Consider the following 12,251-nt stretch of genomic DNA (forward strand, 5'->3'; position numbering starts at 1 on the left):
TAGGGTGATCCCGCGCACTGCGTCCTCGCTAGTGTTTTACTTCAAAAGGAATCTCCAACCCCGATCAAGCGATCGAGGCCGGGGATGTCAACATATCTGGCGTTGACTTTTGGCACGCTGTTGAGTTCTCAAGGAACGGACGCTTCCTTCGGACTGCCTTCCAGCAGGCCCTCCGGGCTTCGTTCTTTCGTGTTTCCAGCTTACCAGATGTTTTCCGCTCCGTTTACCCGGAGTTTCATTCATCTGATTTCCCGAACTGGCGGGGTCACTTTCCGCGACAACCACCACGTTACCGCATTCCGAGATTTACTCGAAATTCACGCTCAGGCCCTGTTGACGAAAACGCCAACGAACCCATGTAAATGGGTTGAGGAGTGTGAGGGTGGGTGGTGCTGAGTGGGGTGGCCGCTCCAGCGACTCGTTCAACACTAGGCCACCTGGACGACCCCGTCAAACGTCGAGGGCCGGATCTGTCCAGATCCGGCCCTCGATGCTTGAAACCGCAGTTCAGAGCGGGTGCTCTTTCAGCCAAGCCGATCAAGCACGTCGGTCAGCCGGCGGAGACCAGCTCCGCCGCCGCCAGGTTCCGCTTGCCGCGCCGCAGCACCAGCCAGCGGCCGTGCAGCAGGTCGGCCTCGGTCGGCACGGCCTCCTCGTCCGTCACCTTGACGTTGTTGAGGTAGGCACCGCCCTCCTTGATCGTCCGGCGGGCGGCCGAGCGGCTCGGCGCCAGGCCGACGGCGACCAACAGGTCGACCACCGTCTGGAGTTCGGCCACCTCGGCCTTCGGGACCTCGGCCAGGGCGGCGGCCAGGGTCGGGGCCTCCAGGTCGGCGAGGTCACCCTGGCCGAACAGCGCCTTGGACGCGGCGACCGCGCGCTCGTACTGCTCGGCGCCGTGGACGAGGGTGGTGAGTTCCTCGGCGAGGGCACGCTGGGCGAGGCGGGCGGCGGGGCGCTCGACGGTCTCGCGCTCCAGCTCCTCGATCTCCTCCTTCGAGCGGAAGCTGAAGATCCGCAGGAAGTTGGGGACGTCCCGGTCGTCCGCGTTCAGCCAGAACTGGTAGAAGGCGTACGGGGTGGTCAGCTCGGGGTCGAGCCAGACCGTGCCGGACTCGGTCTTGCCGAACTTGGTGCCGTCGGCCTTGACGATCAGCGGTGTGGCCAGCGCGTGGACCGACTTGGCCTCGGCCTTGCGGATCAGGTCCGTGCCGGCGGTCAGGTTGCCCCACTGGTCGCTGCCGCCCGTCTGCAGGGTGCAGCCGTAGCGGCGGTTCAGCTCCAGGTAGTCCATGCCCTGGAGGATCTGGTAGCTGAACTCGGTGTAGCTGATGCCCGCGTCGGAGTTGAGCCGCCGGGCGACGGCCTCCTTGGCGATCATGTTGTTGACCCGGAAGTACTTGCCCACGTCACGCAGCAGGCTGATCGCCGACATCCCGGACGTCCAGTCCAGGTTGTTGACCATGCGCGCCGCGTACGGGCCCTCGAAGTCGAGGAAGCGCGAGATCTGGCCGCGCAGGCGCTCGACCCAGCCGGCCACCGTCTCGGGGTCGTTCAGCACGCGCTCGGCGGTGGGCTTCGGGTCGCCGATCAGGCCCGTGGCGCCGCCGACCAGGCCGAGCGGGAGGTTCCCCGCCTGCTGGATGCGGCGCATGGTGAGGATCTGCACCAGGTTGCCGAGGTGCAGGCTCGGGGCCGTCGGGTCGAAGCCGCAATAGAACGTGACCGGGCCGTCCGCGAACGCCTTGCGCAGTGCGTCCTCGTCGGTGGACAGGGCGATCAGCCCGCGCCACTGCAGCTCGTCGACGATGTCCGTCACGGTCACGCTTCTCCTTCTATCGGGCGCCCGCCCGGTGGCGGCCCGTTTCCTCCGGGCCCCGGTTCGGGACGACTCCAGCCTGATAGAGCCTACGCGGTCCCGGCCAGCGAGTTTCCCCCGAGGCACCCCGTCGGGCCCGGTGGTCCACTCCCCCGGGCCCCTCCGCGATACCGGAAATTCCGTTGTTCGTCGGCTGTGTGCCCATTCAGAGTGGTGTCACCGCCGTGCGGCGGCAGTGACGTGTGTGGAGACGGTCGTGCCGCCGTGGCACGCCCGTGGGAAGGGTGTGCCGAGTGCGCAACACGCTGGTTCTGAACGCGAGCTACGAGCCCCTGACGACGGTGTCGCTCCAGCGCGCCGTCGTCCTGGTGCTCCAGGACAAGGCGGTGGTGGAGCAGGCTCACCCGCTGCGCTCGATCAGGGGGACGGGCGTCGCCGTACCGGTCCCCAGAGTGATCAGACTGCAACGGTACGTACGGGTACCGTTCCGACAACAGGCTCCGTGGTCGCGGCGGGGTGTACTGGCCAGAGACCAGCACCTGTGCGCGTACTGCGGGCGGCGGGGCACCACGGTGGACCACCTGCAGCCCAAGTCGCGCGGTGGTGCGGACAGTTGGCTGAACACCGTGGCCGCGTGCGCGGAGGACAACCAGCGCAAGGCGGACCGGACGCCGGAGCAGGCCGGGATGAAGCTGCTGCGCCGCCCGTTCGAGCCGACCCCACAGGCCAGCCTGATGCTGGCGCTCGGCCTGCGCGGCTCGGAGGCGCGGGAGCTCGCCGACTGGCTGCCGCCCGTCCAGGGGCTGTCCGTCCCGGCGGCGTAGGCAGGTCTGGGCGAGCCTGCGCGGACCAGCCCGGGCGCGGGCCAGTGCGACCGGCTCAGTCCTTCGCCCGGTATCCGGCCGCCGTGCCGTAGTTGGCCGAGTGGTCGGGCACCACGACCACCTGCCCGCCGCCGATCAGCACCCGCCCGGAGACCAGCAGCGAGCCGGTCCCCGGCGGGAAGTTGCCGCCGGTCGCCTCCTGGCCGCCCGCCAGCGGGAACCGGGTGAGGTGGGCGGGCTGGTCGCGGCGTTCGTCGGCGCCGAGCACCAGCGAGCCGCCGTCGATGCCGACCGCCCGGACGGTGCCCTTGGCGGCGGTCGGGACCTTCCAGCGCTGCTTGCCGGTGTCCAGGTCGTAGCCGACCGCGGCCGCCGGCCCGGCGCCGTTCGCCGGGGTCAGCGTGGTGACCATCGTGCGGCCCTCGAAGAACACCTCGGGGGTCGCCGCGAAGGTGCCGTGCGCGACGTCCAGCCGGCCGCCGTCCGTGACCACCGGGATCTCGGCCGCCGGGTCACCGGCGGCGCCCCAGGCGAACACCCGGTCGTTCTCCGGCTTGTCGCCGGTGGTGAGGACCACCGCCGGCTCGGCGGACAGCACGGTCACCGTCTTCGGCTGGTTGTTCAGCCCCCGCCACCAGCTGACCTTGCCGTCCGCGATGTTCAGCGCCACAGCCTGGTCGGCGGGCGTCGAGTCCGCGCACGAGGAGGCCACCAGCACGGTCTTGCCGCTCACACCCCCGGAGAGGGTGCAGAACTTGCCCTGCCCGGTGTACTGCCAGACGTCCTTCCCGTCGGCCGACTGCCAGGCCACCGCGCGGTCGTCGCCGATCGCGACCACCTTGTCCTCGGTGACGCCGATCCGGGCCGAATAGGCGCCCTTGGCGTCCGACAGGGACTTGGACCACGCCGTCTTGCCGGTCTTGGTGTCCACCACGGCCACCAGCGCGCAGGCGCTCTTCGGATCAGCCTGCGCGCGGAACAGGGCCGCGCCCAGGCCCGCCTGGTTCACTCCCGCCGACAGCCCGCACGGCACGGCCCCGGCGGCCGGCGGCTCCACCGACCAGGTCGGCTTGCCGCTCGCCCGGTCGTACGCGCGCACGCCGGAGCCGTCGGCCCGGACCACCGTGTCCGCCAGCAGCCAGCTGCCGACCAGCGTGTCGTCGCCCGCGGACTGGCCGGCGGCGACGGGCTGGGCGGACCACGCCCGGGTGTGCGCCACCGTGAACCCGGGCTCGCCGCCGCTGCTCGCGACCGCGCTGCCACCGCCCTCGGTGCCGACCATCAGCCCGGCCACCACCAGCACCCCGAGTGCGGCCACCCCGGCACCCGCCCGCACCAACAGCGCCTTACGGCTGGGCACGTGCTCCCCGGTCAGCACCGCGTCGGCGGCCTTCCGGGCCTTGGCCGAGAACGAGGAACCGGCGCCCGGACCCGAACCCGAACCGGGCTCGGAGCCGGAACGGGAACCGGCACCGCCCCGCCGGGCGGCGGCCCGGGACCGTGCGGCCGGCCCGGCCGAGGGATCCGGCGCGTGGCCCGGGGTCTCCTCCGCCGCCTGCTCCGACCCGGCGGACCCGGCGGACCCGCCGGACGCGGCGGACCCGGTCTCCGCCTCGGTCTCCTCGACCTGCACGTAGCCGTCCGCCGAGTACTCCGCCCCCGCCGGGACGTACAGCCCCTCCCCGGCGGCCTGCTGCGGGGGCTCGTACGGCGCGTACGGCTGCTGGGTGTACTCCGGGTGCGGCTGGTACTGCTCCTGGCCGCCGTACTGCCCCTGGCCGAAACCGCCCTCGACGTACCCGGTCTGCGCGTAGCCACCGTGGTCGTACCCGCCCTGGTCGTAGCCGCCGTGCGGTCCGTAGCCGTACGACGACCCGTACCCGGCCTGGTCGTAGCCGTTCTGCTCGTAGCCCGTCTGGTCGTACGCCGGCTGCTGCCCGTACCCGGCCTGCTCGTGGCCCGGCTGCTCGTGGCCCGGCTGCTGCTGCCAGTGCGTCTGTTCCTGCGGCGCCTGCTGCTCGTAGTACCCGCCGCCCTGCCAGTCCGCCTGGCTCTGGGACGGCTGTCCCTGGAACGGCTGCCCCTGGGGGTGCCACGGCTGCTGCCCGGCCCGGGCGTCTCCGAAGGGCTCCTGCGCCATCCGTTCCGTCCCTCCCGAGCCGCCTGCCTGCCTGCCGATTGCGGCAGTCAGCATCTCACGCCCGTCCAGAGGGACGACCCCGGCCCTACGGCCTGCCTTCGGCCCTACCGCCTCAGCCCGCGGACTCGGCGCGCAGCGCCTCGTCGATGCGGGCGGCCATGGTGAGGTCCAGGCCGGTGAGGCCGCCGGCGCTGTGGGTGGACAGGACGAAGCGCAGGGTGCGCCAGCGGATGTCGATGTCGGGGTGGTGGTCGAGCGCCTCGGCCTGCTCGGCGACGGCGACCACCACCCGGATCGCCGCCGGGAAGTCCGGGGCGTCGGCGCCGCGGACGATGCTGTCGCCCTCCCGGGTCCAGTGCGGCAGCGCCGCCAGGGCCGCCGTGATCTCGTCCTCGCTCAGCCGGGCCCTGCTGCTCATCGCTGCGCTCCTGGTGCGTCGTCGGCCCGGGTGGTCCGGGTCCGGGGTGCCGGGGTCAGGCGGCCTTCCGGCGCGGACGGGCCACCAGCTCGCCGCCGCAGTTGGGGCAGGTGGCGGCCATGGTCCCGGTGCAGTCCGGGCAGAAGGTGCACTCGTAGGAACATATCGAGGCGGCGCCGTCGGGGGTCAGCGACACCGCGCAGCGCTCACAGGTCTCGCGCATCTCCAGGGCCACGGCGCACTCCTCCGACTCTCCGACTCTCCGACTCTCCGACGGTCTGACGATCCTTCGATCAGGCGATCGCCCGACCGGCCGGCGCCGCCGCTCAGCCCAGCAGCAGCTTGGTGACGGCCGCGAGGCCGACCACCACGATCACCCCGCGCAGCGCGGCCGGCGGCAGCCGGCGGCCGACCTTGGCGCCGACCAGGCCGCCGACCAGCGAGCCCACCGCGATCAGCCCGGCGGCCGTCCAGTTGACGGTCGAGGTGAACAGGAAGAACAGCGCCGCGACGGCGTTGACGATCAGCGCCAGGGCGTTCTTCACCGCGTTGATCCGCTGCAGTTCCTCCTGCAGCAGCATGCCCATCAACGCCATCAGCAGGACGCCCTGCGCGGCGCCGAAGTAGCCGCCGTAGATGCCCGTGAGGAACACCCCGACCAGCAGCACCGGGCTGCCGTCCGGGTCGCCGCCGGGCCGGCGGCGGGCGGCGACGGCCTTGGCCACCCGGGGCTGGACGACCACCAGGACGAGCGCGAGCAGGATCAGCACCGGGACGATCGCGTCGAAGGCCCCGCTCGGCAGCTTGATCAGCAGCAGCGCGCCGAGCAGCCCGCCGAGCAGCGAGGCGGTGCCCAGGCGCAGCACCCGGCGTCCCTGGTCGGCCAGTTCGCGCCGGTAGCCGATCACCCCGCTGAGCGAACCGGGCACCAGGCCGAAGGAGTTGGAGACGTTGGCGGTGACCGGCGGGATGCCGACGGCGAGCAGGACCGGGAAGGTGATCAGGGTCCCGGAGCCGACGATCACATTGATCATTCCGGCACCGACTCCGGCCACCAGGACGGCGATCGCCTCCCAGAACGTCATGGGTCACTTCTCCTCTCGGTCCTGTCCGAGAGGATCATGCCGGACCGCCCGCCCACCGGACCAGGCCCGACCACGATTCGGGACGCACACCACACCGGACCGGCCCCGCACCCCCCGCACCGGACGCACGCCACGGCTCCGACCCGCCGTAAAACCCCAAACCCCGAGGGCCCGCCGCCGTACGGGAGGCGTACGGCGGCGGGCCCTCGGCGGAGCACCGGACCCGCGGATCACTCAGGGTCGATCTTGGGGTACTCCCGGGTCGGGTCCACCCGGGGGCGGGCCGAGCCCTTGTCGGTGTCCACCGGCCGCGGCCCGGACGCCGGGTCGATCGGCACCTGGGTGGCCGCCGGGGCCGCCTGCGGCACGCTGGGCGCCGCGATCGCGCCGCCGTTGACCCCGCCGTTGCCGGTCAGGCCGGTGAAGGCGCCGCCGAGGCCCTTGAGCGCGTCGCCGACCTCGCTGGGGATGATCCAGAGCTTGTTGGAGTCGCCCTTGGCCAGCTCGGGCAGGGTCTGCAGGTACTGGTAGGCGAGCAGCTTCTGGTCGGCGTCGCCGTCGTGGATGGCCTCGAAGACCGTACGGATCGCGGCCGCCTCACCGTCGGCGCGCAGCACCGCGGCCTGTGCCTCACCCTCGGCCCGGAGCACGTCCGCCTGCTTCTCACCCTCGGCCTTGAGGATCTGCGCCTGGCGCTGGCCCTCGGCGGTGAGGATCGCGGCGCGCTTGTCCCGGTCGGCGCGCATCTGCTTCTCCATCGAGTCCTGGATGGAGGTCGGCGGCTCGATCGCCTTCAGCTCGACGCGGTTGACCCGGATGCCCCACTTGCCGGTGGCCTCGTCCAGGACGCCGCGCAGGCCGGCGTTGATGACCTCGCGGGAGGTCAGGGTGGACTCGAGGTCCATCGAGCCGATGATGTTGCGCAGCGTGGTGACGGTCAGCTGCTCGATGGCCTGGATGTAGCTGGCGACCTCGTAGGTGGCCGCCCGGGGGTCGGTGACCTGGTAGTAGATGACGGTGTCGATGTTGACGACCAGGTTGTCCTGGGTGATCACCGGCTGCGGCGGGAACGGCACGACCTGCTCGCGCAGGTCGATGCGGTTGCGGACGCGGTCGATGAACGGCACGACGATGTTCAGTCCCGCGTTGAGCGTCCGGGTGTAGCGGCCGAAGCGCTCCACGATCGCCGCGCTGGCCTGTGGGATGACCTGGATCGTCTTGATCAGCGCGATGAAGGCCACCACGACCAGGACGACCAGGACGATAAGGACGGGTTCCACGGACTCTCCCCTAGACGACCAGGGCGGTGGCGCCCTGGATTTCGACGACGTCGACCTGCTGCCCGGGCTGGTACACCTGCTCCGGGTGGAGCGCTCGGGCCGACCAGATCTCGCCGTTCAGCTTGATCCGGCCGCCCTCCCCGTCGACGGTTTCCGCGACGACCGCGGTGGCGCCGTGCAGCGCCTCGATGCCCATCTTGACCTGCGGGCCCTTGCGCAGTTGCCGGTAGGCGATGGGACGCACGAAGACCACCAGCGCGACCGAGACCACGAGGAACGTCACGGTCTCCAGGACCACGCCCCCGCCCAGCCCGGCCACGCCCGCGGCGGCCAGTGCTCCGACCGCGAACATGGCGAACTCCGGCATCGCGGTGAGTACCAGCGGTATGCCGAGCCCTGCGGCGGCCAGGAGCCACCAGATCCAGCTGTCCACACGTCCATCCTAGGGAGCGAAGGCCTTCGAGGCGGACAGTTCCCGCAGGTCGAGGGGCGGAAACCGGTCGCACGTGCGACCGGTTCCGGCAGCCTCCCGAACAGTGCGCCGGGACGGGGTCGGGGCGGACCGAACCCGGGTCGGGTCGGACCGGGGCGGGGCGGGGTCGACGGGGCCTCAGCCCAGCGGCAGGCCCTGGGCCGACCAGCGGTCGCCGTGGCGCTCCAGGGTCAGCGGCAGGCCGAAGCACTTGGAGAGGTTGCGGGCGGTCAGCTCGGTGTCGATCGGACCGGCCGTGAGCACCTTGCCCTGGCGGATCATCAGGACGTGGGTGAAGCCGGGGGCGATCTCCTCGACGTGGTGGGTGACCATCGCCATGGCCGGGGCGAACTCGTCCTGGGCGAGCGCGCCGAGCCGGCGGACCAGGTCCTCCCGGCCGCCGAGGTCCAGGCCGGCCGCGGGCTCGTCGAGCAGCAGCAGCTCGGGGTCGGTCATCAGGGCGCGGGCGATCAGGGTGCGCTTGCGCTCGCCCTCGGAGAGGGTGCCGAACTTGCGGTCGGTGAGGCCGGACATGCCGAGGCGGTCGAGCAGCGCGAGCGCGCGGCCCTCGTCGGACTGCTCGTAGGTCTCCTGCCAGCTGACCGTCATGCCGTAGGCGGCGGTGAGCACGGTCTGCAGCACCGTCTGCTCGGCCGGCAGCTTGTCGAACATCGCGGCACCGGCCAGGCCGATCCGGGAGCGCAGCTCGAAGACGTCGATCTCGCCCAGCTTCTCGCCCAGCACGCTGACCTTGCCCGCGGTCGGGAACAGGTACGAGGAGGCGATCTGCAGCAGGGTGGTCTTGCCGGCGCCGTTCGGGCCCAGGATGACCCAGCGCTCACCCTCGGAGATGGACCACGAGACCTGGTCGACCAGCGCGCGCCCCTCCCGGACCACGGATACGTCCACCAGCTCCAGCACGTCGCTCATGCCTATGCCTTCCCCAAAAAAACCAGATTCTCGGCCGTCGGCGCGGGCGGCACGCCTACCCCGGCAGCCGGTGGGCACGGGGTGGGTGCGCCGCACACGCATGGGCAAACCTACGCCACGCGGATGACCGCCGATTCCGTAGGCTGGCCGGATGCTCGCGACTCCTGCCGACAATCCGTACGAAGAGCCCCGTTCGGGGCGGCTGGCCGCCTGGGGCAACGCCTTGCTGGCGGGCCTGGTGCCGCCCGACAACGCCGCCGAGGCGGTGCTGGGCACCGACGAGAGCCACCGGGTGACCGGACTGCCCGGGGACCGGCCGGGCGAGCAGCACGGACTGACCTGGGCGCTGGGCCGGCTGCGGGTGCTGGGCGTACGGGGCCTGCGCCTCGCGCTGCCCTCGGCCGGCCACCCACTGGGGCTGACCGGCCCGCCGGCGTTCAACGAGCTCGCGATGGCCTCGGGCGAGGCCGTCCTGGCGGTCGGCGTCCCGCTCGGGCTGGTGCCGGAGGTCGAGGTGTTCGGACCGGCCGGGGACCGCTCGGCGACCGTGCTGTGGCGCTGCGCCGAGGTCAACGACGCGCCGCCGGCGGACGTGCCCTCGCTGCACGAAGCCGAACGCGAGCTCGCGGACGGGCTGCGCGAGGCCACCGTGCTGCTCGCCCGGCTCGACGTGGCCGGCGCCGGGCCGGAGGCGGTGCGCGCCCTGGAGGCGTACCGCCGGCGCGGCCACGCCGAGCTGCTCGCGCCCGGCTACCCGCCGCGCGCCGTCCGGGTGCTGGAGTCCGCCCGCCAGGTGTCCGCCCTGCTGTCGATCGCCTCCGGCGGGCACGGCGCGGCCGTCAGCGCCTCCGAGATGGCCGCGCGGCAGTCCGTCCTGGACCCGCTGCGGCGCACCGCCCGCCGGGCCCAGGTGGCCGCCTACAACGCCCTCGCGGACGAGCGCGAGGCCCGCTGAGGACCCGCTGAGGACCCCGCGGGGGGCCGCACCGTCCACCTGGCCGGAAACCGCCCCCTGCGGGCACCGGAAGTCGGCCCGTCCGACTTCCGGTGCCGTTCCCGACGTCCAGTGCCGCTCCCGGCTTCCGGACCGCTCCTCCACCGTGTCTCGGCCCGGTGCGGTGTCAGCGCGCGCCCCCGCCCGGCCCGCCGGCGCACCGTCAGGCGCCGCCGGCGCCCTCCCGGGCCTCGCCGTTGCGGACGGCCCACAGGGCGGCCTGGGTGCGGTCCGCGAGGTCGAGCTTCATCAGGATGTTGGAGACGTGGGTCTTCACCGTCTTCTCCGACAGGTGCAGGCTGCGCGCGATCTCCCGGTTGGAGCGGCCGTCGGCGATGTGGCCCAGCACCTCGCGCTCCCGCTCGGTGAGGGTGCCGCCGCGGCCCTGCGGCGCGCGCGGGCCCTCGTCGGAGAGCAGGGCCTCGGCCAGCTCGGGCTGCAGCAGCACGTGGCCGGCGTGCACCGAGCGGATCGCCCCGGCCAGCGCCTCCGGGTCCACGTCCTTGTAGACGTACCCGGCGGCACCGGCCCGCAGCGCGGGGACCATCGTGCGGTGCTCGGTGAAGCTGGTGACGATCAGGATCCGGGCCCGGCTGCCCTCGCCCTTGAGCGTGCGCAGCGCCTCGATCCCGTCGACGCCGGGCATCTTGAGGTCCATCAGGACGACGTCGGGATCGAGTTCGCGGGCCCGCTCGACGCCCTCGGCCCCGTCGGCGGCCTCCCCGACCACCTCGATGTCGTCCTGGACCTCCAGGAAGGTACGCAGTCCGCGGCGGACCACCTGGTGGTCGTCGACCAGCAGCACACGGATCGACGGAGTGCTGTCAGGCACCGGGGACCTCCATCTCGACGAGCGTCCCCCGGCCGGGGGCCGACTCCAGGGTGAGCGTGCCGCCGACGGCGGCCGCGCGGTCGCGCATCGAGGCCAGGCCGAGGTGGCGGCCGGCCCGGCGCACGGATTCGGGGTCGAAGCCGCGCCCGTCGTCGCGCACCCGCAGCACGGCGCCGCGCGCGGGCGTCCCCGTCAGGGTGACGGTGACCCGGCGGGCGTCGGCGTGCCGCAGCGCGTTGTGCAGCGCCTCCTGGGCGACCCGCAGGAGCGCGGCCTCCTGGGCGGGCGGCAGGGCGCGGACGCCGTCGGCGGCGAAGGCGAGGTCGGCGGTGTGCGCCCGGTCGAGGACCTGCACCTGGGAGGCGAGGGTGGCGCTCAGCCCGTCCTCCTCCAGCGCGGCGGGGCGCAGTTCCACCACGACGGCGCGCAGTTCGTCGGCGGCCTCGGCGGCCAGCCGGGCGACCTCGGCGAGCTCGGCGCGGGCCCGGGCCGGGTCGCGGTCGACGAGCTTGGCGGCGGCCTTGGCGGTCAGGCGCAGCGAGAAGAGCTTCTGCGCGACGGCGTCGTGCAGGTCGTGGGCGATCCGGGCGCGCTCACCGGCCAGGGTGAGCTCGCGGCCGCGCTCGTACAGCCGGGCGTTGGACAGGGCGAGGGCGGCGTGCGCGGCGAGGATCCGCAGCAGTTCCTCGTCGTGGTCGGTGAACAGGCCGCCGCCGCGCTTGTTGGCGAGGAAGACGACGCCCATCACCTGCGGCTCGTCCTCGGCCGCGTCGGTGTCCAGGATCGGCATGCCGAGGAAGGCGTCCATCTCGGGGTGCGCGGAGGGCCAGCCCTCGAAGGCGGGCGCCCGGCGGACGTCGGCGAGGCGGGTGGGGCCGGTCTCGTGCAGCATCGCGGCGAGCACGCCGTGCTGGCGGGGCAGCGGGCCGATCGCCCGCCACTGCTCGTCGGTGACGCCGTCGACGACGAACTGGGCGAAGCCGCCGTGGTCGTCGGGCACGCCCAGGGCCGCGTACTCGGCGCCGAGCAGCTCCCGGGCGGAGGCGGTGATGCGGCGCAGCACCTCCCGGACCTCCAGGTGCCGGCTCATGGCGAGCAGCGCCTGGCTGACCGCCTCGATCCCGGCCAGGCAGGGTTCGCAGGCGGGCAGCGGGCCCGCGTGGGTCCGGTGGTCTCCGGTGGTGCTGGACATACCGCCAAACTACCGCCGCGCCGGGGGCGGTCGCGTCCGCCCGCGGCCGCCCCGGGCGCGGGCCCGGAGACCTAGGCCGCTGGGCCCACCGCGAGCGGGCGAGCCCCCGCCCCGAGCCGAAGGGGCGCGCCGGTGCCGAAAGGGAGAAGCGAGGAGGCCCGAGGGACGAGGGCCTTGGAGCGCCGACCGTCGGCACCGGCTCGAAGCGCCCCGGAGGCGAGCGGGCGAGCCCCCGCCCCGAGCCGAAGGGGCGCGCCGGTGCCGA

At 73.0% G+C, this 12,251-nt stretch carries 12 protein-coding genes; 2 read left to right on the forward strand and 10 right to left on the reverse strand.

Annotated features, from left to right (window positions below; translation table 11 throughout):
* Nucleotides 1-550 precede the first annotated feature (550 nt).
* Nucleotides 551-1,819 (reverse strand): tyrosine--tRNA ligase, encoded by a 1,269-nt coding sequence (tyrS, locus tag IE332_RS14505; protein ID WP_189916549.1) that lies wholly within the window; start codon nucleotides 1,817-1,819, stop codon nucleotides 551-553.
* Nucleotides 1,820-2,112: 293 nt separating this feature from the next.
* Here tyrS and IE332_RS14510 point away from each other — a divergent pair, with 293 nt between their 5' ends.
* Entirely contained in the window at nucleotides 2,113-2,643 is a 531-nt protein-coding gene (locus tag IE332_RS14510) for an HNH endonuclease (protein ID WP_189916255.1), read from the forward strand.
* A gap of 55 nt (nucleotides 2,644-2,698) precedes the next feature.
* Here the strand turns inward: IE332_RS14510 and IE332_RS14515 are convergent, their stop codons facing one another.
* From IE332_RS14515 to IE332_RS14545, 7 genes are all read right to left on the reverse strand, one after another.
* The gene (locus IE332_RS14515) at nucleotides 2,699-4,783 is read right to left on the reverse strand and encodes an outer membrane protein assembly factor BamB family protein (RefSeq protein WP_189916256.1); all 2,085 of its coding nucleotides are present in this window, start codon (nucleotides 4,781-4,783) and stop codon (nucleotides 2,699-2,701) included.
* 112 nt (nucleotides 4,784-4,895) lie between these two features.
* On the reverse strand, nucleotides 4,896-5,201 hold the full coding sequence (locus tag IE332_RS14520) for a 4a-hydroxytetrahydrobiopterin dehydratase (RefSeq protein WP_189916257.1): 306 nt from the start codon (nucleotides 5,199-5,201) through the stop codon (nucleotides 4,896-4,898).
* Between the two features lie 55 nt (nucleotides 5,202-5,256).
* A complete protein-coding gene (locus IE332_RS14525) occupies nucleotides 5,257-5,436 on the reverse strand; it encodes a DUF1272 domain-containing protein (protein ID WP_189916258.1) in 180 nt (59 codons plus the stop codon).
* A 91-nt stretch (nucleotides 5,437-5,527) separates the two neighbouring features.
* Nucleotides 5,528-6,286, reverse strand: coding sequence for a sulfite exporter TauE/SafE family protein (locus IE332_RS14530; RefSeq protein ID WP_189916259.1), 759 nt, complete (start codon nucleotides 6,284-6,286; stop codon nucleotides 5,528-5,530).
* Nucleotides 6,287-6,516: 230 nt separating this feature from the next.
* The gene (locus IE332_RS14535; protein WP_189916260.1) at nucleotides 6,517-7,566 is read right to left on the reverse strand and encodes an SPFH domain-containing protein; all 1,050 of its coding nucleotides are present in this window, start codon (nucleotides 7,564-7,566) and stop codon (nucleotides 6,517-6,519) included.
* Nucleotides 7,567-7,576: 10 nt separating this feature from the next.
* A complete protein-coding gene (locus IE332_RS14540) occupies nucleotides 7,577-7,999 on the reverse strand; it encodes an NfeD family protein (protein ID WP_229928602.1) in 423 nt (140 codons plus the stop codon).
* Between the two features lie 177 nt (nucleotides 8,000-8,176).
* Nucleotides 8,177-8,968: an ABC transporter ATP-binding protein gene (locus IE332_RS14545; protein ID WP_189916261.1), complete on the reverse strand. Its 792-nt coding sequence runs from the start codon at nucleotides 8,966-8,968 to the stop codon at nucleotides 8,177-8,179.
* 151 nt (nucleotides 8,969-9,119) lie between these two features.
* Between IE332_RS14545 and IE332_RS14550 the strand changes: the two genes are divergently transcribed.
* Complete coding sequence (locus IE332_RS14550) at nucleotides 9,120-9,923, forward strand: Rv1486c family protein (protein WP_189916262.1); 804 nt, start codon at nucleotides 9,120-9,122, stop codon at nucleotides 9,921-9,923.
* 202 nt (nucleotides 9,924-10,125) lie between these two features.
* On the opposite strand, the gene IE332_RS14555 is transcribed toward IE332_RS14550, so the two are convergent.
* Complete coding sequence (locus IE332_RS14555) at nucleotides 10,126-10,794, reverse strand: response regulator (RefSeq protein WP_189916263.1); 669 nt, start codon at nucleotides 10,792-10,794, stop codon at nucleotides 10,126-10,128.
* The gene (locus tag IE332_RS14560) at nucleotides 10,787-11,884 is read right to left on the reverse strand and encodes a GAF domain-containing sensor histidine kinase (RefSeq protein ID WP_229928633.1); all 1,098 of its coding nucleotides are present in this window, start codon (nucleotides 11,882-11,884) and stop codon (nucleotides 10,787-10,789) included. Before IE332_RS14560 ends, IE332_RS14555 begins: the two co-directional genes overlap by 8 nt.
* Nucleotides 11,885-12,251: the final 367 nt, after the last annotated feature.

The organism is Kitasatospora xanthocidica, assembly GCF_014656195.1.
GTDB classification, from domain to species: Bacteria; Actinomycetota; Actinomycetes; order Streptomycetales; family Streptomycetaceae; genus Kitasatospora; species Kitasatospora xanthocidica.

Bases quoted from the DNA above. Each gene is read 5' to 3' on its own strand.
- IE332_RS14515 (WP_189916256.1), bottom strand. From the start codon at position 4,783: ATGGCGCAGGAGCCCTTCGGAGACGCCCGGGCCGGGCAGCAGCCGTGG.
- IE332_RS14520 (WP_189916257.1), bottom strand. From the start codon at position 5,201: ATGAGCAGCAGGGCCCGGCTGAGCGAGGACGAGATCACGGCGGCCCTG.
- IE332_RS14530 (WP_189916259.1), bottom strand. From the start codon at position 6,286: ATGACGTTCTGGGAGGCGATCGCCGTCCTGGTGGCCGGAGTCGGTGCC.
- IE332_RS14545 (WP_189916261.1), bottom strand. From the start codon at position 8,968: ATGAGCGACGTGCTGGAGCTGGTGGACGTATCCGTGGTCCGGGAGGGG.
- IE332_RS14550 (WP_189916262.1), top strand. From the start codon at position 9,120: ATGCTCGCGACTCCTGCCGACAATCCGTACGAAGAGCCCCGTTCGGGG.
- IE332_RS14560 (WP_229928633.1), bottom strand. From the start codon at position 11,884: ATGAGCCGGCACCTGGAGGTCCGGGAGGTGCTGCGCCGCATCACCGCC.